Consider the following 19,699-nt stretch of genomic DNA (forward strand, 5'->3'; position numbering starts at 1 on the left):
ATGGGAAACGTCATCGCATCTGCCGTCGTGTCGCTCGACGGCTTCGTCGCAACCACCGAGGACGAGGTCGGACCGCTGTTCGACTGGTACAACAACGGCCCGGTCGAGCTGTACGGGACCGATCCGGGCCGGCCGTTCCATGTCAGCCAGGCGAGCGCGGACTACATCAACACCGCCTGGGGCAAGGTCGGCGTGGTGCTGTGCGGCCGGCATCTGTTCGACATCACCAACGGCTGGGAAGGTGTCCCGCCGTTCGGCGAGCACGTCGTTGTCGTCACGCACCGGCCACCGACCGACTGGCCGTTCCCGGATGCGCCGTACGCCTTCGTGAGCGGGATCGAGGAGGCCGTCGCGAAGGCCCAGGAACTCGCCGGCGACCGTGACATCTCGCTGGCCGCGGGGAACCTGACCGGCCAGGCCTTGCGGGCCGGCCTGGTCGACGAACTCTCGTACAACCTCGTCCCGGTGATCTTCGGGACCGGCAAGCGCTTCTTCGGGGACTACGCCGGGGACCAACTCCTGCTGGACAACCCGAAGGTCATCGAGGGCGACCGAGTCACCCACCTGCACTACCGCGTCAGCAAAGGATGATCGGCGATCACGGTGCGCGAGCCGGGAGCCACCTCGGTGAAGCCGGCGTCCTGCACCACCGGGAGACGCGTGGCCAGCAGTTCCTGCCACTGGGCGCGGCCGGCGGTCCGCACCGCCAGCGCGAAGTCGGCCGCCGCCCACTCCTTCCTCCCCGCTGACGACAAGGCCCACCACGCCAGCTGCGCCGCATGCCCACACTGCGCCATCGCCTTGCCACTGGACATCTCGAGGGTGGGGCTGAGCCACAGGACCGGCACGCGGGGTTCGAGGGGCGGAAGGTCGGCAGTGTCCTCGAAGTCGGTGCCGGTGACCTGCAGCTTGAACAGCTCAGGAGGTACGTCGTCCACCCCTGTCGGCGGAAACACCCGAACCTCGGCCACAGCCTCCAGTGATCCGACACCCGTCCCACGCACCGTGATCCCCGGCAACGCCTCGGCGCGGCGCCATTCGATTCCCCGGGCACGCTTGGTGATCTTGCGGATGCGGTTGTCCTGCCAGGCGGCCATCGCCGGCGCCCACTCGCCCTCGCCGTACGACCGCTCGTCGGCGAGGATCGCGAGCACCGCCCGCGCCGCCGTCTCCAGCGCGTCGGTCTGGGACGGCCGCGTCTTCTTCTCGACTCGCACGACGAGTGTGAGCACTTGTTCCACACCGCGAGTCTGCCAGGGCTGTAGGTTGGCACCATGCAGCAGTACCTGGATCTTCTTCGGCATGTGTTGGACAACGGGGTGGAGAAGGGGGACCGGACCGGGACGGGCACGTTGAGCGTGTTCGGGTACCAGTCGCGGTACGACCTCAGCCAGGGTTTCCCGGCCGTGACGACGAAGAAGCTGCATCTGCGGTCGGTGATCGGGGAGCTGATCTGGTTCCTCAGCGGCTCGACGAACGTCAAGTGGCTGCACGAGAACAACATCTCGATCTGGGACGAGTGGGCCGACGAGAACGGTGAGCTCGGTCCCGTCTACGGCTACCAGTGGCGGTCCTGGCCGACGCCCGACGGGCGGCACGTGGACCAGATCGCCAACCTGATCGCGTCGATCAAGAACAACCCGGACTCCCGCCGGCACATCGTGAACGCGTGGAACGTGGCCGACGTGGACGACATGGCGTTGCCGCCGTGTCACACCATGTTCCAGTTCTACGTCGCGGACGGCCGGCTCTCCTGCCAGCTGTACCAGCGGTCGGCCGACATCTTCCTGGGCGTGCCGTTCAACATCGCGTCGTACGCGCTGCTCACCCACATGGTCGCGCAGCAGACCGGGCTCGAGGTCGGTGACTTCGTGCACACGCTCGGCGACGCGCACCTGTACCTGAACCATCTGGACCAGGCCCGCCTGCAGCTCACCCGCGAGCCGCGTCCGCTGCCGACCCTCCGACTCGCGAAGCGCGACTCGATCGACGGCTACGAGATCGCCGACGTCGAACTGATCGGCTACGACCCGCATCCCGGGATCAAGGCCCCCATCGCGGTATGAGCATCATCCTGATCGCCGCGGTCGGACGGAACGGTGTGATCGGGCGGGACAACGATCTGCCCTGGCGGATCCGCGAGGACCTGCAACGGTTCAAGCAGCTCACCCTCGGCCACACCCTCGTGATGGGGCGCAAGACCTACGACTCGATCGGCCGCCCGCTCCCGGGCCGCCGTACGGTCGTCGTCACCCGGCAACCCGGCTGGTCCGCGGACGGCGTCGACATCACGTACTCCCTCGAAGAGGCTCTGAAGTACGACGGCACGCTGTACGTCGCCGGCGGCGGCGAGATCTACCGCCAGGCTCTCCCGTACGCCGACACCCTCGAGCTCACCGAGGTCGACCAGTCCCCCGACGGCGACGTCACCTTCCCGGAACTCGACCCGACCACCTGGACCGAGACCGCCCGCGACCCCCGGGAGGGCTTCTCCTTTGTCAGCTATCGCCGCAGCTAACAACGAGTAGGCAACAGCGTGACCAGGAAGACCTGGAACCGCGTAGATTGTGTGCGCGTCACGGAGGTATCCAGGGGCGCCTCTCGGAGGGGAACACGATGACTGAAGCCGACAACACCGCTGCCCAGCCCGCTGCCGCGCAGCCCGCTGCGGCACCGCTGCAGCCGCCGACGGCCACCGCGCCGGGTCTGATACTGACCGCACCGCCGCCGTCACAGCCGGTGGCCGAGACTGCCGCGCCGAGTATGGCTCCGGCCGTCGACCCGGCCGCATTGCCAGGGCTCGACAGCAAGGTGGACACCTTCCTGACGGCGCTGATGGCAGCCGAGCCCCGCTCGCCGGAGTTCGCGTCGAAGGCCGGTGACGTGCGCAGCATGGGCGACGTCGACATCCGCGCCGCGGCCGAGAGCTCGAACCGGCTGCTCCAGTCGCCGGTGCGGGCGCTGCAGGAAGGCGGCCTGTCGGAGGGTTCGACCGTCGGCAAGACCCTGCTCGAGCTGCGCCGTACGGTCGAAGACCTGGACCCGAAGGAAGCCACGGGGGTGAAGAAGCTCCTCGGGATGATCCCGTTCGGGGACAAGATCGAGGACTACTTCCGCAAGTACCAGACCGCGCAGAGCCACCTCGAGGGCATCCTGCACGCGCTGCGCAACGGTCAGGACGAGCTCGGTAAGGACAACGCCGCGCTGAACCTGGAGAAGCAGCAGCTCTGGGACGCGATGACGCGGCTGAACCAGTACGTGTACGTCGCCGAGCGCCTGGACGCGCGGCTGTCCGCAGCGATCGCGGAGCTGGAGGTGACCAACCCGGAGAAGGCGAAGGCATTCCGCGAGGACGTGCTGTTCTACGTCCGGCAGAAGCACCAGGACCTGCTCACGCAGCTGGCCGTGTCGATCCAGAACTACCTGGCCATCGACATCGTGATCAAGAACAACATCGAGCTGATCAAGGGCGTCGACCGGGCGTCCACGACCACGGTCTCGGCGCTGCGTACGGCGGTCATCGTCGCGCAGGCACTCGGTAACCAGAAGCTCGTGCTGGACCAGATCACCGCACTGAACACGACCACCAGCGGGATGATCGAGCGCACCTCGGAGATGCTGCGCGACAACTCGGTGGCGATCCAGCAGCAGGCCGCGTCCGCGACGATCGGGCTGCCGCAGCTGCAGGCCGCGTTCGCGAACATCTACGCGACCATGGACGCGATCGACACGTTCAAGGGCGAGGCGCTGGACAACATGGCCGCGACGATCGGCACGCTGGAGAACGAGGTGACCAAGTCCCGCACGTATCTGGAACGGGTCGCCCAGCAGAACCAGCAGGTCGTCCACGGCAGCCTCGACCTCAACCTCGATCGCTGATCCACACCACCACCATCTGAGAGCGAGAGACGGGGGACTGCATGGCGCTCGGCGACTTCTTTGCGCGGCTGACCGGTCGCAAGGAGGAGCCCGAGCCTGCCCCGATCCCCCGGCCGCCGACGAACGACGACCTGCTGGCGGCGCTGGTCCGCGTCGAGCAGCTGGTCGCGGGCGGCGCCGTACCGGCCGTCGTCGCCTCGCGGGTCGCCCGGGTGGTTCGCGTCGTCCGGGAAACCATCCCGCGGCTCGGGAACCTGGGCGGCAGCGTGCAGGCGTACTCCGTGATGGCGACGGCGACCGACTACCTGCCGGAGGCGATCGGCGGGTACCTGCGGCTGCCGCGGCAGTGGGCCGACACGCGTCCGGTGGACCGCGGCAAGACGTCGCTGATGATCCTGATCGACCAGTTGGACCTCTTGGCCGCGACGATGGACAAGGTCTTCGACGCGGTGAACCGCGCCGACGCGGCGGCGCTGATCGCCCACGGCAGGTTCCTGCAGGAGAAGTTCGGCACCGGCTCCACCGGCGGAGGCTTGGCCCTCGGCCCGACCGAGTCGACCCCGCCGCCCGACCTGGGACCGGCGGGACCACTGGCACCACCACCTGGACGAGGAGGGTCATGAGCGGCGCGGGGGGAAAGTCTCTGCAGCAGGCGTTGTCCGAGCTGCTCGTGGTCGCCGGCCGCGCCGGTGTCGCCGACGATCGGGCCCGGTCGGAGGCGCTGTCGCTGGCCGCCGCACTGGCCGAGTCGGCACCCGGTGCGCCCGCCGACTGGGGCAAGGCGTTCGAGGGCGCGACGACGCAGGACTTCTTCGACGCCGCCGTCCGCGGACGGCGTTGGCGCGGGGCCCCGACGGCTGTCCTGACCGAGCTGATCGCCAACGGCTCGGCAGAGAAGACGGCGTACGCCGAAGCTCTGGCGGAGGTTGCATCCGCAGCCTGCACGTTGGGTGAGCCCACGATGCGGGTCGTCGGTAACGCGTCGGTGGCAGCTGCTGCCCAGCTACAAGCTGCTGGTGCCCGTCCGCTGCAGGTTGCATCGACCCCTCAGCCGAAGACCCCGGAAGCACCGCAGGAAGAAGCGGCGGCAGCGGAAGAGCCGGCCAAGACGGTTGAGGAGTTGCTGGCTGAGCTCGACGAGCTGACCGGGCTGGCTCGGGTCAAGCGCGAGGTGCACCGGCAGGTCGCCGTACTGCGGGTTGAGAAGTTGCGGACCGAGGCGGGCCTGAAGAGCCCGACGATCACGCGGCACCTGGTGTTCGTGGGGAATCCGGGCACCGGTAAGACGACCGTCGCGCGGCTGGTGAGCGGGATCTACAAGGCGCTCGGCCTGCTGTCGAAGGGGCAACTGGTGGAGGTCGACCGCTCCGAGCTCGTCGCCGGGTATCTCGGTCAGACCGCGACGAAGACCGCCGAGGTGGTCGCCTCCGCGGCGGGCGGCGTGCTGTTCATCGACGAGGCGTACAGCCTGACCGCCGGCGACCGGGGCGCCGACCAGTACGGGCGAGAAGCCGTCGACACGCTGGTCAAGGAGATGGAGGACCGGCGCGACGACCTGGTCGTGATCGTTGCCGGATACCCCGAGCCGATGGAAGTGTTCATCGCCGCGAACCCCGGGCTGGCCAGCCGGTTCCGGACCACGATCGAGTTCGAGAACTACAGCGACGACGAACTCACCGACATTCTCACCGGGCTCGCCGAGGCCGCGGACTACGAACTGGTTCCGGAGGCGGTGGAGAAGTTCCACGAGGTGCTCGCCGCGACTCCGCGGGACAGCTCGTTCGGCAACGGACGGTTCGCGCGCAACGTGCTGGAGGCCGCGATCGGGCGGCACGCCTGGCGGCTCCGCGACGTACCGGCTCCCACGACGACCCAGCTGCGTCAGATCCTCGCCGAGGACCTCACCGAGCAGCCCGCCGACGCCGTTGATCCCGAAGAGCCGGCGACAGCCGGTACTTCGGACGTCACGGAGATCGAACAAGGAGAAGAGGCGTGACCCAGACGCAGAGTGCGCCGCCCGCGACCGTGCCGACGGCCCCACCGCCGGGTACGACGCTGCAGGCGCCGAACGCCAGGACCGCCGGCCCCCGCGGCGCCGTCGCGCAGTGGTTCGAAGGTACGCCGGGCCGGATGCGCGCGTTCCTGATCCTGGCCGCCGCGATGAGTGTGGTGTTCGGCCTGGCCGCCGCGCAGGGCTTCAGTCAGTCCGACGGCGCCCTCGACCGGGCGCAGGCGAACACCGCCCAACTGGTCCGCATCCAGGCGATCCACACCAACCTGGTCAGCGCGAACGCCGACGCCACCAACGCGTTCCTGGTCGGCGGTCTCGAGCCGCCGGAGCAGCGTGCGCACTTCGTCAACTCGCTGGCCGCGGCCGCCGGGCTGATCGCCGAGGCCGCGACCGCGCAGCCCGCGGACCGCGACGTGCTCGGCGCACTCAACAAGACGCTGATCACGTACGGCGGCCTGATCGAGCAGGCCCGTGCCAACAACCGCCAAGGTCTCCCGATCGGTTCGCAGTACCTGAAGGACGCGAACTCGGTGCTGCAGGACGACTCGCTGCCGCTGGTGAAGGCGCTGGTCGAGGCGAACGAGAAGCGCGTCGACACCGAGTTCGACGGGATCAGCCAGGGCACCATCTGGATCCTCGTCGGGGGTCTGCTCAGCCTGGCGGTCTTCGCGATCACACTGCGCTGGCTGGCCCGCCGTACGCACCGCTACCTGAACGTCCCGATCGCCGCCGGCGCGGCTCTCGTCCTGCTGACCACCGTCGTCGGCGGGGTTTCACTCGCCGGCGCGTCGAACTCCGCGAAGGACACGCGGAGTTCCGAGTACGAGCGGACCCTGGCGCTGTCCCGCGCCCGGATCGCGGCGTACGACGCTCGCTCGAACGAGAGCCTGACCTTGATCGCACGCGGCTCCGGCGACGCCTTCGACAAGGCGTACACCGCCGCGGCTGCCCAGGTCGACGAGCAACTGGGCAAGGTCGGCGGCAACGGCGGCAACCTGCAGCAGCTGTGGACCGCCTACAAGTCGGTCCACGACAAGGTGCGGGAGACCGACGCGAAGCAGGGCAACTGGGACGGTGCCGTTGCGATGGCCGTCGGCAAGGACGAGACCAACAGCTCGGTCGATACGTTCAACGCCTTCGACTCCTCGTCCAACCAGCAGCTGACCCGGACCAGTACCGGGGTGCAGAGCGAACTGAAGGATGCGCGCGACGGTCTTCCGCCGATCGGCTGGCTCGGCGTACCGCTCGGCATCCTGGCCGCACTACTGGTCGCCTGGGGCATGTCGCAGCGTCTGGAGGAGTACCGATGAAGAAACTGATCCCACTCGCCGCGGCCACCGCCCTACTCCTCACCGCCTGCGGCAACGCCAACTACGCCACCACCCAGATCCCGCCGGTGCCGTCGCCGTCGGTCGCCGCCCCGGCCACGCCGGCGCCGGAGAACTGCAAGGGCGTGGATCCGCTCGCGTCCTACCAGCCGGACGGCCCATTGCCGGATCCGAAGGGGCCGATGCCGGCCGGCACCTGGATGGAGACCATCAAGAAGCGCGGCCGCCTGATCGCCGGTGTGTCCGCGGACAGCTTCAACCTCGGCTACCGGGACCCGATCACCGGTCAGATCCAGGGCTTCGACATCGACATGATCTACGCGGTCGCGGACGCGATCTTCGGCAAGCCCGCGCCGGGCGAGGCGCACAAGGTCGAGTTGCGGGTGATTTCCAGCCCGGCCCGGATCCCGTCGCTGCGCGACACCAAGAACCCGGTCGACATCGTCGCCCGGAACATGACCATCAACTGTTCCCGCTGGGACCAGATCGCGTTCTCGGCCGAGTACTACCGCTCCGGCCAGAAGACACTGGTGCAGCTCGACTCCACTGCCAAGAACGCCGATGATCTGTCCGATCAGACGATCTGCGCGCCGGCCGGGTCGACCAGCCTGGACAACCTGAAGAAGCGCAACCCGAAGATCAAACCGATCACGGCCGACACCGACACCGGTTGTCTGGTGCTGTTCCAGCAGGGCAAGGCGCAGGGCATCAGCGGTGACGACACGGTGCTCGCCGGCGATGTCGCGCAGGATCCGTACGCCAAGGTGCTCCCCGAACGGTTCAGCGAGGAGCCTTACGGCCTGGGCATCTCACTTCAGCACCCGGAGTTCGTGAAGTTCGTGAACGGTGTGCTCGAGCAGATCAAGCTCAACGGTTACTGGAAGGCGTCGTACGACAGATGGTTGGAGCCTGCTCTCGGTAAGGCGCCGGCGCCACCAGTAGCCCGTTACGGCCGACCGATTCCGCCGAAATGACCGTTCGTACGCCGATTGTTTCGGCGCCGGCGCCGCCGGGGCGGATGGGGAGCAGTGTTCCGGCTGCGGAGCTGCTTTCTTACCTCGGTGCGCTCGGGGAGTGGCGGGATCGGCGGAAGGCGGAGCTGGACGAGCTGGATCAGGCCGCCCTGCACTCGCCCGACGGGGATGCCCTCAATGCCGACATCGTGCTCAGCATGACGGTCTGGAAGGCGGTCTCGGACCGGTACGAGTTGATCCTGGTCACCTGGGACTCCGGCCGGGTCGGGCAGACCGAGACCGAGCGGATCTCCACGCTGATCTGGGGCGGCCTGGACGCCGGCGGCGCCGGTGGTTCGCTGCCCGTTTCGCTGCCCGAGGCCTGCAAACTGTCGGACGCGCTGGCTTCCAGCCTGCGCGCGAAGCTCGATCTCCAACCCGGCGACGCCGACCTGGCCGCCCGGCTGCGGCAGTTGCGCGCGCAGGTGGAGCGGATCAGCGACCTGGTCAAGCAGGAGCCCGCGAACGTACGCAACGACGCGCTCGCCAAGCATCACGACCTCGACCGCCGAGTGACGGACCTTGCCGAACGCAACAAACGCGGTGCCGACATCGGCGGGCTGATCGGCCCGCTGGACATGGACGCGGCGCGCACAGAGCGGGATCTGATCGTCGGCGCCGCCACCCGTAAGGAACGCGCCGCCGACGTTGCCCGGGCCCGCACCGTACGCAGCGAGCTGGAAGCTCAAGGAAAGGCGGTGCGCGCGTTGGCGGACAAGGCTGTCGCCACGGTCAGTCCGGCCCCGCGTCTCGCCGTACCGGATGTGACTGCGCTGGGGCCGGTGCCGAACACCCCTGCCGAGCTGGAGAAGTACCTGACCCGGTTGGACGCCGTACGGCGGGCGCTCGGTCAGGCGCAGGCGGCGTACGGCGCTGCTCTGCAACGACGTGACGAGCTGGCCCAACTGCTGGACGCCTATCAGGTGAAGGCGGCAAGTGTTGCCCCAGGCAACGAAGATCTCGCCGAGCTGTACCGGCGCGGCCGAGCGGTGATCGAGACCGAGCCGGTGGAACTGGCTCGCCTCGGCGCACTGGTAGCGGCCTACCAGGCCTACCTGGAAGGGACGAAATGACGACCAACACCGCCTGCACCCAGCCGGGCTGTACCGGCTCCATCGTGGACGGGTACTGCGACGTCTGCGGCTCCCCCGCCGCGGCGAGTGCCGCCGCGCCGGCTGCTGCTCCTGCGACTGGTGCGTGCACACAGCCGGGCTGCACGGGGACCTACGTCGACGGGTACTGCGACGTGTGCGGCTCGCCCGCGCCGGACGGCGGCACCGCGACGGCTGCCGAGCCGGACGCGCTGAGCACGGTGTCGACCGTCTCCCGCGCCTCCAACCGGCTGGCCTCCACGCCACTCGGCTCGGCGCGGGCGGCGCAGGCCGGCTCGAAGCTGACCCGCAAACTCGGTACGTCGTCCACCCGGCTGCGCGGCGCGCGGCTCGGCGCCGGACTGACCCACGTGCCGACGATCCCGGCGATCGACGCGAGCAAGGCGATCCTGGCCAACCCGATGGTCCCGGAGGACCGCCGGAACTGCCCGAACTGCGGCCACCCGGTCGGCCGCTCCCGCAACGGCCAGCCCGGCCGGACCGAGGGTTTCTGCCCGAACTGCCGCAACCGGTTCTCGTTCTCGCCGAAGCTGCAGGACGGCGACCTGGTCGGCGGGCAGTACCTGGTCCGCGGCTGCCTCGCGCACGGTGGCTTCGGCTGGATCTACCTGGCCCAGGACCAGAACGTGTCCAACCGCTGGGTGGTCCTGAAGGGCCTGCTGAACTCCGAGGACCCGGACGCGGTCGCGGCGGCGATCGCGGAGCAGCAGTTCCTGGCCCGCGTCGAGCACCCGCTGATCGTCGAGATCTACAACTTCGTCACTCACGACGGCGCCGGCTACATCGTCATGGAGTACGTCGGCGGCACCTCGCTGAAGACCCTGCTCAAGGAGCGGATGGCCGCCAACAACGGTCAGTACGACGCGCTGCCGATCGACCAGGCGATCGCGTACCTGCTGGAGATCCTGCCGGCGTTCTCCTACCTGCACGATCTCGGACTGGTGTACTGCGACTTCAAGCCGGACAACATCATCCAGGTCGGTGACGCGGTCAAGCTGATCGACCTCGGCGGTGTCCGGCGGATCGACGACCCGGACTCGGCGATCTACGGCACGGTCGGCTTCCAGGCACCCGAGATCGCCGAGGTCGGACCGTCGGTCGCCTCCGACATCTACACGCTCGGCCGGACGCTGTGCGTGCTCGCGATGGAGTTCCGCGGTTACCAGAGCCGGTACGTCGACACGCTGCCGCCGGTGGCCGAGGTGCCGCTCTTCCAGAAGTACGACTCGGTGTACCGCCTGCTGGCCAAGGCGTGCGCGAAGGATCCCGCGGACCGGTTCCAGTCCGCCGACGAGTTCCGCGTGCAGTTGCTCGGCGTACTGCGTGAGGTCGTCGCCGACAAGCAGGGCGTCAAGGCGGCACAGCACTCGGCGTCGTCGCTCCTGTTCGGGACGCCGGGTGACAGGGCCGCCGGACTGGGTGAGGCGGCCCAGCCGTGGCAGCAGCTGCCGTCGCTGGCACCGGACGACAGCGACAAGATGGCCGGCTGGCTCAAGACGGTCAGCGTGCCGGACCCCGTGAAGCGGCTCGAGTTGCTGGTCGACGCGCCGGAGCAGTCGCCGCAGACGCTGCTGGAGGTCGCAGAGGCGGCGCTGGAGGTCGGACCGGAGCGCTACGACATGGTCGACACCGCGGTGGCCGACCTGCTCAACGAAGACCCGTGGGAGTGGCGTGCGGTCTGGATGGCCGGACTGGTCGCCCTGGCCCGTGGCGACTCGGCAACGGCGCAGTCCGCGTTCAACGCCGTCTACGGCCAGGTGCCGGGTGAGCTGGCGCCGAAACTGGCGCTGGCGATCGCCTGTGAGCACAGTGGTGAGTTCGACGTTGCCGAGGGCCTCTACCTCACCTGTGCGCGCACCGATGCCAACTACATCGCGGCCTCGGCGTTCGGCCTGACCAACATCAGGACCTCCCGCAACGACGTGGACGGTGCGCTCAACGCGCTCGACCTGGTGCCACGGACCAGCGGCGAGTACGTGCGGGCCCGTCGCCTGCGAGCCGGTGTGCTGGCAGGATCGGGGCGTGGCCTTCCCGCGCTCGCCCAGGCGATGGACAGCATCGCGACGCTGACCATCGACCCGGTCGACCGGGCCAACCTGGCCGCGAACGTGTTCCGGACCGCGCTCGCCGAGGTCCAGCAGTCCGGTCCGCAGGAAGCTCTGCGGATCGACGGACGGGCAGCCACCGAGACCTCCCTGCGGGACGGGCTCGAGGCCACCTACCGGCTGCTGGCCGACCAGGCGCAGACCCGGCGGGAACGGATCGCCATGGTCGACCAGGCCAACGAGGTTCGAGGATGGACGTTGCGATGACGAGTACGACCGACACGGTCTGCCCCAGCTGCGGCGGGGCGGTGTCCGAGGCGGACCTGTTCTGCGAGGCCTGCGGCGCCGAGCTGAAGCCGGGGACCGCCCCGACCTCACCGGCACTGGACACCGACACCGAGCCGACCGTGGAGATCGGCGCGGTGGCCGGCCCGGAGGCTGCGGCCGCCGGCCCGTGCAGGTCGTGCGGCGGCACCGTCGGCGCGGACGGGTACTGCGAGACCTGTGGCACCAAGGCGGCCAAGCCGCGCGACCACTTCGAGGAGCAGCCTGCTCCGTGGGTGGCCGGGGTCTGCGACCGCGGCATCCGGCACAGCCGCAACGAGGACGCGATGGCGATCGCCGCGGACGCCGAGCCGGGCAGCCGGGCACTGCTGGTGGTGTGCGACGGCGTCAGCTCGTCACTCGACTCCGACGTCGCCTCGCTCGCGGCCGCCCGGGCAGCGCGTGAGGTGCTCGAAGCCGGTCACGCGCAGGGCCTGGGCACCGAGTCGTCGCGGGCGAGCGCGATCGGCGCCCGGCTCAAGGCGGCGGCCGACGCGGCGAGTGACGCCGTACTCGAGAACACGAGTCCGGACAGCCCGAACCCGGCGTCCTGCACGTTCGTCGCAGCCGTCCTGGAGAACGGCATGCTGGTGGCGGGCAGTGTCGGCGACAGCCGCGCGTACTGGTTCCCGGACGCGGGCGAGCCGGTCGCGCTGACGGTCGACGACTCGTGGGCAGCCGAGCTGATCTCCACCGGGGTCTCCCGTGAGGAGGCCGAGTCCGGTCCGCATGCGCACGCGATCACCCGCTGGCTCGGCAAGGACGCACCGGACCACACGCCACGGACCACGACGCAGCAGGTGAGCGGGCCGGGCTGGCTGCTGGTCTGCTCGGACGGCCTCTGGAACTACTGCTCCGAGGCGGCACCGCTGGCCGACCTCGTACGTCAGACTGCTGCGGACAAGGGCGGCGAGCCCTTGGCCACCGCGTCCGCCCTGGTTGACTGGGCCAACGCCCAGGGCGGTCAGGACAACATCACCGTCGCGCTCGCACGCATTTAAGGAGAGGGACCCGAGATGGCTGACTTCACCGCCTCCGTTTACCAGAACGAGTTCCTGCCGGACGGCGGGACCGACGTGCACGCCATCGTCACGGTGACCTGCACCGGTGCCGGCGCCGCAGGGCAGTCCGGCAGCGGCGACGCGGGCGAGATCATCATCGTCGACACCTCCGGCTCGATGGGTCGCGACGGTGTCCAGGCTGCCGCCTACGCCGCGCAGACCGCGCTCGACCAGATCCTCGACGGTGTCTGGTTCGCGGTGATCTCCGGCAACGACCGCGCGCAGCTGGCGTTCCCGCCGTCCGCGGAGCCGGTGATGGTCAAGATGGACCCGTACACCCGGCAGGCCGCCAAGGATGCCGTGTCCCGGTTCTACGCCGACGGCGGGACCGCGATGGGCACGTGGCTGCGGCTCGCGTCGCGGGTGTTCGCCACCGTGCCGTCGCTGACGCAGAAGCACGCCATCCTGCTGACCGACGGCGAGAACCAGCACGAGACGCCGGAGGCGCTGACCCAGACGATCGAGGCGGTGACCGGCCAGTTCCAGTGCGACACCCGCGGCGTCGGCGTGGCCTGGCAGGTCGACGAGGTACGCCGGATCGCGCAGGCCCTGCTCGGCACCGTCGACATCATCCCGGCGCCGGACCAGCTGGCCGCCGAGTTCTCCAAGCTGATCCAGAACGCGATGGGCCGTGGTGTCGCGCAGGCCGATCTGCGCGTGTGGGCGCCGCAGGGTGCGGAGGTGCTGTTCGTCCGGCAGGTCGCTCCGACGGTCGAGGACCTGACGTCCCGGCGTACGGCGATCAACCCGTTGACGGGGTCGTACCCGACCGGGTCGTGGGGTGACGAGTCCCGCGACTACCACGTGGCGATCCGGCTGGCCGCGAAGGCGGTCGGGCAGGAGCAGCTCGCGGCGCGCGTGCAGCTGGTGCTGGGCAACGAAACCGTCGCGCAGGGCCTGGTGAAGGCGCTGTGGTCCGCGGACGAGGCCCTCACCACCCGGATCAGCCCGGAGGTCGCGCACTACACCGGACAGACCGAGCTGGCGCAGGCGATCCAGGACGGTCTGGCCGCGAAAGCCGTCGGCGACACGGCGACGGCGACCACCAAGCTCGGTCGCGCGGTCCAGCTCGCGGCTCAGACCGGCAACGAAGAGGCGACGACGCGACTGCGGAAGGTTGTCGAGATCGACGACCAGGATACGGGTACGGTGCGGCTGAAGCGGACGGTCGAGAAAGCCGATGAGATGGCGCTCGACACGGCCTCCACCAAGACCACCCGGGTGCGGAAATGACCGTGAACTGTCCTAGCGGACACCCCTCCACCTCCACCGACTACTGCGACGTCTGCGGCCTCCCGATCCCCGCGGGGACACCCGCGGGCAGCACGGATCCCGCTGCGTCGGCGGCGCCCGCCGCAGCTGCTCCCGATACCTCGGCCACACCTGCTGCCTCCGGTGCGGCTCCAGCGGGACAGTTGTGCCCGAACTGCTCCGATGCGGCCTCAGCGGACGCTCTGTTCTGCGAGAGCTGCGGCTACGACTTCACCACCGGCACCATGCCGCGGCCGGCCTCGTCGCTCGACCTGTCCTCCGGTCCGGCTCGGGCGACACCACCGGCGACCCCGTCGGCACCGGCCGCGCTGGCCGAGTGGGTCGTCGAGCGCTGGGTCGACCCGGACTGGTACGCCGTACAGCAAAGCGACGACCCGTGTCCGTCACCGGGGTTGCCGACGGTGATCCCGCTGACCGAGAAGAGCCTGCTGATCGGCCGGCCGTCCCGCAGCCGCGGCATCTCACCCGAGATCGACTGTGGCGACGATACCGGCGTCAGCCGCCGGCAGGCCCAGCTGACCACCGACGGCCAGCGCTGGTGGGTGGAGGACCTGCAGTCCTCCAACGGCACGTACGTCGCGTCCGCCGCCGGACCCCTCCCGGAGACACCGATCATCCCGGGCCAGCGCCAGGAGCTGAACCCCGACGACCGCGTCTACGTCGGTGCCTGGACCCGTCTCGTGGTCCGCAAGGCAACCCCCGAAGAGCAGGCCGGGCAGGTCTAGGGTGTCGCGCCGGGCTGGGCCTGTCGGGTCCAGCTCGGCGACGGGTTGAAACACAGCCACTCGATCACGGCCGAACCGATCACGATCGGGAGCAGCCAGGCCCACCACTGGTGCGGCAGGGACACGACCGTGATCGCGGTCCACAGGGCTACCCAGCCGCCGCCGTACCCGCGCAGGACGCCGCGGTACCAGAGTCCCCCGGGCGCCTCGGCCGCGCGCTGGCCGAGGTACACGAACAGGTACGTCGCGATCGTGATCGGCCAGAAGTACCAGAGCCGGCCCCAGTCGTACGGGACCATCACGAGCGCGGTCAGGCAGACCAGCGCGAGCGTCCAGTGGTAGACCTCGCCCGCCCAGTTCAGCCCGCGGCGACGCAGCGTGAGCACGATCGCCACCGGGCCGAACACCACCGCGAGGACTCCGGCCAGGACATGCAGGATCAAAGCGATGTCACGCATCGCCCCGCTCCCCCGAACCTCTCTGACATGTCAGGGAGCATAGGGATTCGGGGCGTGCGCGTCTCTACCTCGCGCTCAGTTCGCCGGGAAGGCGAGAACTCGGCGTACGGCGAACTTGCGGTACCCCTGGCGCTCGAAACTCTTCGCCATCGGCACGTTGCCGAAGTCGGTGTCGGCCCGGATGTCCTCGGCGCCGGTCTCCGCCAGCTGATGCGTGATCTCGGCCAGCAGGTCGTCGCTCAGCCCCTGCCCGCGGTGCTCCGGCACGACTCCGAGGTATCCGACGACCGGCCCGCCCGCGTTGGCCGACGGGATCTCGAACCCGACCAGCTTGCCGTCACCGTTGTACGCGAGCCGCCACCAGTCCCGGTCACCCGGCATCGACTTGTAGATCGCCAGCTCTTCCCGCGCCGCGGCCTCGGCGCCGAGTCGCGCGATCTCCCGCGCGGTCCCGGAGTCCAGGCTGCCCTGGCTGACCCGCATGAACACGTCGACGAACGCCTCGTCGTCGGCCGGCTCGAACTTCAGCCGGGTGGACCGTTCCGGCAGGCCGTACGCCGGCTTCCACTCGTAGCGCAGCCGATCGGTGATCCCGGTCATCCCGACAGCGGCTGCCGCTTCGCTCCGGGCCTGCAGCGCCGCGACGACGTCCGGCTTGTCTTGCCAGTCGCTGTCCAGGAAGAAGTGGTACTCCGGCGGCTCCGCGTCGGCCGGCCGGGACGCGACGGCGTACTTCAGCAGCTCGGTCCACACCGGGACGGGGTCTCCGTCACCGCGGTAGTAGAGGCCGTCGATGCTGTACGGGTGGGTCTCGCCCGGGACGCCCCACCAGATCACGAGGGCCTGGATCGTGCCGTTCTCCTCGACGACCCAGTTCCAGTCGTGCTTGTAGTAGCCGCGGGCAACGTACTCGCGGTACCGCTCGACGGTGACGGTGTTGACGGACTTCTGCTCGATCAGAGCAAGGATGGTGTCGAGGTCTGCCTCGACGGTGTTGCGGATGGTCACAGATCCTCCAGCAGGAGGCGCGCCACTCCGCTCAGTGCGAGCTGTGCGAGCGGATCGGGCACGCCGGGAAACAAGTCAGTGTGTTCATCGGTGGCTCCTTCCGCTCCGGGATCTCTCTCGCCGGGCCAGACTTTAGGGGTACGGCGGGGTCATAGTCCACCTGTTATTCGCAGCTGGGATGTACCGGCGTCGTTGCGGGCGGGAAGCCTCCGGGCATGAGAACCCTCATCGCCGCCGTGACCCTCGCTGCTACCGCAGCCTTCGGCTCCACGGCCTACGCCGCCCCGACCCCTTCGCACACGTCGTCGTACGTCGCCTCGCCGTACGTCACCGCGATCGACACCTGCGCGCTCAGCTCGCTGCCGTCGCAGGCCGCCGACACCCTCGACCTCATCCACTCGGGCGGACCGTTCCCGTACGACCAGGACGGCACCGTCTTCTCCAACCGGGAAGGCATCCTCCCGGACGAGTCCAGCGGGTACTACCACGAGTACACCGTGATCACGCCCGGCTCACCCGACCGCGGCGCCCGCCGGCTGGTCGGCGGCGGCGCGATGACCACCCCCGACCACGTCTACTACACCGGCGACCACTACTCCTCGTTCTGCGAGGTCGACGAAGACAGTTGAGCTGGCTGCGAGTAATGTCGTCGGCACGTTGAGTGATCAGGAGGATCCTTCACGATGCCGACCACGCGTCCGGTTGTTGCCTTCCTTGTGCTGACCGCCGCGCTGCTCGTCTTCGGCCGGCCCGATTCCGGGCTGGCCGAGGCGACCGGCGATCCGTTGAAGCTGACCACCGGGTTCTACGTCGACCCGGCCTCGCCCGCGGTCGCTTACGTACGGCGGCATCCGGAGGACACCGAACTCGCGTCGAAGATCGCCGCGCAGGCGTCGGCGCGGTGGGTCGGCGCCTGGAGCGGGGACGTGAAGACGGGCGTCACGGCGTACACGACGGCAGCGGACACCGCGGACAAGTTGCCGGTGCTGGTGACGGACAACCTCCCGGGACGCCAGTGCGGGACCGGTGGCGGGGCCGCGACGGACGCGGCGTACCGGACCTGGATCGCGGCTGTGTCGGCCGGGATCGGGACGCGGCCGGCGGTCGTGGTTCTCGAGCCGGACGCGCTGGCGCGGCTCGACTGCTACCCGACGCCGGAGTGGGACGGGCGGATCGCGCTGCTGAAGTACGCCGTCGGCGTGTTCGCGGCGAAGAACCCGAACACGTGGACGTACCTCGACGCCGGGAACGTGACGTCCGGTGACGCGAAGGAGATGGCGCGCAGGCTGCGGCTCGCGGACATCGGCAAGGTCCGCGGGTTCGCCCTGAACACCGCGAACTACTTCACCACCGAGCAGTCGGTGTCCCGCGGCACCGAGATCCTGCAGGCCCTCGGCGGCGGCACCCATTACGTCATCGACACCAGCCGCAACGGCAACGGCTCCGACGGCAGCTCCTGCAACCCACCCGCCCGCAAACTCGGCACTCCCCCAGCGCGCACCTCCGCCCCCGTGGACCTCCACCTGTGGCTGCGTACGCCAGGCGAGTCCGACGGCCCCTGCGGCCTGACCCCGGACCTCCCAACGCGCACGTTCTCTCCGGTGCTCGCCCACCACCTGATCTCCGGCACCTGACCGCCGAGAGTCGGGGCAGCGCCCACGCGCCGGTGCCGTTGAACAGCTAGTAACCGGTGCACCGCCACCTCTTGGCGTACTGCGTGCTGTTGGACTCCCATCCCTACAACACAAAAGGTCCCGGGCGTTGGCCCGGGACCTTTTGTTCTTGCTGTGTGCTGTTGGACTACTTCTGAATCAGAAGTCCATGCCGCCCATGTCGGGCGCGCCGCCCGGAGCGGCTGCTGCCTTCTCCGGCTTGTCGGCGATGACGGCCTCGGTGGTGAGGAACAGGGCCGCGATGGACGCCGCGTTCTGCAGCGCCGAGCGCGTCACCTTGGCCGGGTCGATGATGCCGGTGGCGATCAGGTCGACGTACTCACCGGTCGCGGCGTTCAGACCGTGACCCGGCTCGAGGTTGCGAACCTTCTCCACCACGACGCCGCCCTCGAGGCCGGCGTTCACGGCGATCTGCTTCAGCGGCGCCTCGACGGCCTTGCGCACGATCTCCGCACCGGTCGCCTCGTCACCGTCGAGCTCCAGCTTCTCGAACGCCACCACGGACGCCTGCAGCAGGGCCACGCCGCCACCGGCGACGATGCCCTCCTCGACGGCCGCCTTCGCGTTGCGAACGGCGTCCTCGATGCGGTGCTTGCGCTCCTTCAGCTCGACCTCGGTGGCCGCGCCGACCTTGATGACCGCAACACCGCCGGCCAGCTTGGCCAGGCGCTCCTGCAGCTTCTCGCGGTCGTAGTCGGAGTCCGACTTCTCGATCTCGGCACGGATCTGGTTCACCCGGCCGGTGATCTGGTCCGCGTCGCCCGAGCCCTCGACGATGGTCGTCTCGTCCTTGGTGACGACGATCTTGCGGGCCTGGCCGAGCAGCTCCAGGTCGACGGTGTCGAGCTTGAGGCCGACCTCCTCGGAGATCACCTCGCCGCCGGTGAGGACGGCGATGTCGACCAGCATGGCCTTGCGGCGGTCACCAAAGCCCGGCGCCTTGACGGCGACGGCCTTGAAGGTGCCCTTGATCTTGTTCACGACCAGGGTGGCCAGGGCCTCGCCCTCGACGTCCTCGGCGATGATCGCCAGCGGCTTGCCGGTCTGCATGACCTTCTCCAGCACCGGGACCAGGTCCTTGATGCTGCCGATCTTGCTGTTCACGACCAGGATGTACGGGTCGTCGAGGACGGCCTCCATCCGGTCCGTGTCGGTCACGAAGTACGGCGAGATGTAGCCCTTGTCGAAGCGCATACCCTCGGTGAGCTCGAGCTCGAGGCCGAAGGTGTTGCTCTCCTCGACGGTGATGACACCTTCCTTGCCGACCTTGTCCATCGCCTCGGCGATGATCGAGCCGACCTGGGTGTCCGCGGCCGAGATGGACGCGGTCGCCGCGATCTGCTCGCGGGTCTCGACCGGCTTGGCCAGCGCCAGCAACTGCTCGCTGACGGCCTCGGTCGCCTTCTCGATGCCCTTCTTCAGGCCCATCGGGTTGGCGCCGGCGGCGACGTTGCGCAGCCCCTCGCGGACGAGAGCCTGAGCCAGCACGGTGGCGGTGGTCGTACCGTCACCCGCGACGTCGTCGGTCTTCTTGGCAACTTCCTTGACGAGCTCGGCCCCGATCTTCTCGTACGGGTCCTCGAGCTCGATCTCCTTGGCGATGGAGACGCCGTCGTTGGTGATCGTGGGGGCGCCCCACTTCTTCTCCAGAACGACGTTGCGGCCCTTCGGGCCGAGCGTCACCTTGACGGCGTCGGCGAGGGTGTTCATTCCCCGCTCGAGGCCGCGGCGCGCCTCTTCATCGAAAGCAATCAGCTTGGGCATTCTCCGCGAGTCCTCCCGCGTCGAGT

General features: G+C 69.3%; 19 protein-coding genes. 15 read left to right on the forward strand and 4 right to left on the reverse strand.

The window, feature by feature from the left end; genetic code table 11:
- Positions 1–591 (forward strand): dihydrofolate reductase family protein, encoded by a 591-nt coding sequence (locus EV137_RS28765; RefSeq protein ID WP_134131485.1) that lies wholly within the window; start codon positions 1–3, stop codon positions 589–591.
- Here EV137_RS28765 and EV137_RS28770 read toward each other — a convergent pair.
- On the reverse strand, positions 570–1,241 hold the full coding sequence (locus EV137_RS28770; protein WP_238175613.1) for an aminoacyl-tRNA hydrolase: 672 nt from the start codon (positions 1,239–1,241) through the stop codon (positions 570–572). The genes EV137_RS28765 and EV137_RS28770 overlap by 22 nt on opposite strands.
- 33 nt (positions 1,242–1,274) lie before the next feature.
- On the opposite strand from EV137_RS28770, the gene EV137_RS28775 reads away from it, so the two are divergent.
- The 12 genes from EV137_RS28775 (at position 1,275) to EV137_RS28830 (ending at position 14,770) form a co-directional block, all read left to right on the forward strand.
- Positions 1,275–2,066 carry a thymidylate synthase gene (locus EV137_RS28775; RefSeq protein ID WP_134131487.1) on the forward strand — a complete coding sequence of 264 codons (792 nt, stop codon included), beginning with the start codon at positions 1,275–1,277 and terminating at the stop codon, positions 2,064–2,066.
- On the forward strand, positions 2,063–2,518 hold the full coding sequence (locus tag EV137_RS28780; RefSeq protein WP_134008862.1) for a dihydrofolate reductase: 456 nt from the start codon (positions 2,063–2,065) through the stop codon (positions 2,516–2,518). The genes EV137_RS28775 and EV137_RS28780 overlap by 4 nt, the downstream gene beginning before the upstream one ends.
- Positions 2,519–2,616: 98 nt before the next feature.
- Positions 2,617–3,879, forward strand: coding sequence for a toxic anion resistance protein (locus tag EV137_RS28785; protein ID WP_134008860.1), 1,263 nt, complete (start codon positions 2,617–2,619; stop codon positions 3,877–3,879).
- 41 nt (positions 3,880–3,920) lie between these two features.
- Positions 3,921–4,502, forward strand: a complete 582-nt coding sequence (locus tag EV137_RS28790) for a hypothetical protein (protein ID WP_134008858.1) — start codon at positions 3,921–3,923, stop codon at positions 4,500–4,502.
- Positions 4,499–5,875, forward strand: coding sequence for an AAA family ATPase (locus tag EV137_RS28795; RefSeq protein ID WP_134131488.1), 1,377 nt, complete (start codon positions 4,499–4,501; stop codon positions 5,873–5,875). Before EV137_RS28790 ends, EV137_RS28795 begins: the two co-directional genes overlap by 4 nt.
- Entirely contained in the window at positions 5,872–7,200 is a 1,329-nt protein-coding gene (locus tag EV137_RS28800; RefSeq protein WP_134131489.1) for a GlnX family signal transduction membrane protein, read from the forward strand. Before EV137_RS28795 ends, EV137_RS28800 begins: the two co-directional genes overlap by 4 nt.
- Positions 7,197–8,192 (forward strand): glutamate ABC transporter substrate-binding protein, encoded by a 996-nt coding sequence (locus EV137_RS28805; RefSeq protein ID WP_134131490.1) that lies wholly within the window; start codon positions 7,197–7,199, stop codon positions 8,190–8,192. Before EV137_RS28800 ends, EV137_RS28805 begins: the two co-directional genes overlap by 4 nt.
- Positions 8,189–9,304, forward strand: a complete 1,116-nt coding sequence (locus EV137_RS28810; protein WP_134131491.1) for a hypothetical protein — start codon at positions 8,189–8,191, stop codon at positions 9,302–9,304. The genes EV137_RS28805 and EV137_RS28810 overlap by 4 nt, the downstream gene beginning before the upstream one ends.
- Complete coding sequence (locus EV137_RS28815; protein WP_134131492.1) at positions 9,301–11,655, forward strand: serine/threonine-protein kinase; 2,355 nt, start codon at positions 9,301–9,303, stop codon at positions 11,653–11,655. The genes EV137_RS28810 and EV137_RS28815 overlap by 4 nt, the downstream gene beginning before the upstream one ends.
- On the forward strand, positions 11,640–12,713 hold the full coding sequence (locus EV137_RS28820; protein WP_134008846.1) for a PP2C family protein-serine/threonine phosphatase: 1,074 nt from the start codon (positions 11,640–11,642) through the stop codon (positions 12,711–12,713). The genes EV137_RS28815 and EV137_RS28820 overlap by 16 nt, the downstream gene beginning before the upstream one ends.
- Positions 12,714–12,728: 15 nt before the next feature.
- On the forward strand, positions 12,729–14,006 hold the full coding sequence (locus EV137_RS28825; RefSeq protein ID WP_134008844.1) for a vWA domain-containing protein: 1,278 nt from the start codon (positions 12,729–12,731) through the stop codon (positions 14,004–14,006).
- A complete protein-coding gene (locus EV137_RS28830; RefSeq protein WP_134131493.1) occupies positions 14,003–14,770 on the forward strand; it encodes an FHA domain-containing protein in 768 nt (255 codons plus the stop codon). Before EV137_RS28825 ends, EV137_RS28830 begins: the two co-directional genes overlap by 4 nt.
- Here the strand turns inward: EV137_RS28830 and EV137_RS28835 are convergent.
- A complete protein-coding gene (locus EV137_RS28835) occupies positions 14,767–15,228 on the reverse strand; it encodes a hypothetical protein (protein ID WP_134008840.1) in 462 nt (153 codons plus the stop codon). The genes EV137_RS28830 and EV137_RS28835 overlap by 4 nt on opposite strands.
- Positions 15,229–15,303: 75 nt before the next feature.
- Positions 15,304–16,236, reverse strand: coding sequence for a GNAT family N-acetyltransferase (locus tag EV137_RS28840; protein ID WP_134131494.1), 933 nt, complete (start codon positions 16,234–16,236; stop codon positions 15,304–15,306).
- A 215-nt stretch (positions 16,237–16,451) separates the two neighbouring features.
- Here EV137_RS28840 and EV137_RS28845 point away from each other — a divergent pair, with 215 nt between their 5' ends.
- Both EV137_RS28845 and EV137_RS28850 read left to right on the forward strand, forming a co-directional pair.
- Positions 16,452–16,865 carry a guanyl-specific ribonuclease gene (locus tag EV137_RS28845; protein WP_134131495.1) on the forward strand — a complete coding sequence of 138 codons (414 nt, stop codon included), beginning with the start codon at positions 16,452–16,454 and terminating at the stop codon, positions 16,863–16,865.
- Between the two features lie 54 nt (positions 16,866–16,919).
- Positions 16,920–17,870 (forward strand): glycoside hydrolase family 6 protein, encoded by a 951-nt coding sequence (locus tag EV137_RS28850; protein ID WP_134131496.1) that lies wholly within the window; start codon positions 16,920–16,922, stop codon positions 17,868–17,870.
- Positions 17,871–18,047: 177 nt separating this feature from the next.
- Here EV137_RS28850 and groL read toward each other — a convergent pair whose 3' ends face one another.
- Positions 18,048–19,673 carry a chaperonin GroEL gene (gene groL, locus EV137_RS28855; protein WP_134008832.1) on the reverse strand — a complete coding sequence of 542 codons (1,626 nt, stop codon included), beginning with the start codon at positions 19,671–19,673 and terminating at the stop codon, positions 18,048–18,050.
- Positions 19,674–19,699: the final 26 nt, after the last annotated feature.

This window comes from Kribbella pratensis, assembly GCF_004366075.1.
GTDB lineage: Bacteria > Actinomycetota > Actinomycetes > Propionibacteriales > Kribbellaceae > Kribbella > Kribbella pratensis.

Bases quoted from the DNA above. Each gene is read 5' to 3' on its own strand.
- EV137_RS28765 (WP_134131485.1), top strand. From the start codon at position 1: ATGGGAAACGTCATCGCATCTGCCGTCGTGTCGCTCGACGGCTTCGTC.
- EV137_RS28775 (WP_134131487.1), top strand. From the start codon at position 1,275: ATGCAGCAGTACCTGGATCTTCTTCGGCATGTGTTGGACAACGGGGTG.
- EV137_RS28780 (WP_134008862.1), top strand. From the start codon at position 2,063: ATGAGCATCATCCTGATCGCCGCGGTCGGACGGAACGGTGTGATCGGG.
- EV137_RS28785 (WP_134008860.1), top strand. From the start codon at position 2,617: ATGACTGAAGCCGACAACACCGCTGCCCAGCCCGCTGCCGCGCAGCCC.
- EV137_RS28790 (WP_134008858.1), top strand. From the start codon at position 3,921: ATGGCGCTCGGCGACTTCTTTGCGCGGCTGACCGGTCGCAAGGAGGAG.
- EV137_RS28795 (WP_134131488.1), top strand. From the start codon at position 4,499: ATGAGCGGCGCGGGGGGAAAGTCTCTGCAGCAGGCGTTGTCCGAGCTG.
- EV137_RS28805 (WP_134131490.1), top strand. From the start codon at position 7,197: ATGAAGAAACTGATCCCACTCGCCGCGGCCACCGCCCTACTCCTCACC.
- EV137_RS28810 (WP_134131491.1), top strand. From the start codon at position 8,189: ATGACCGTTCGTACGCCGATTGTTTCGGCGCCGGCGCCGCCGGGGCGG.
- EV137_RS28815 (WP_134131492.1), top strand. From the start codon at position 9,301: ATGACGACCAACACCGCCTGCACCCAGCCGGGCTGTACCGGCTCCATC.
- EV137_RS28820 (WP_134008846.1), top strand. From the start codon at position 11,640: ATGGACGTTGCGATGACGAGTACGACCGACACGGTCTGCCCCAGCTGC.
- EV137_RS28825 (WP_134008844.1), top strand. From the start codon at position 12,729: ATGGCTGACTTCACCGCCTCCGTTTACCAGAACGAGTTCCTGCCGGAC.
- EV137_RS28830 (WP_134131493.1), top strand. From the start codon at position 14,003: ATGACCGTGAACTGTCCTAGCGGACACCCCTCCACCTCCACCGACTAC.
- EV137_RS28835 (WP_134008840.1), bottom strand. From the start codon at position 15,228: ATGCGTGACATCGCTTTGATCCTGCATGTCCTGGCCGGAGTCCTCGCG.
- EV137_RS28845 (WP_134131495.1), top strand. From the start codon at position 16,452: ATGAGAACCCTCATCGCCGCCGTGACCCTCGCTGCTACCGCAGCCTTC.
- EV137_RS28850 (WP_134131496.1), top strand. From the start codon at position 16,920: ATGCCGACCACGCGTCCGGTTGTTGCCTTCCTTGTGCTGACCGCCGCG.
- groL (WP_134008832.1), bottom strand. From the start codon at position 19,673: ATGCCCAAGCTGATTGCTTTCGATGAAGAGGCGCGCCGCGGCCTCGAG.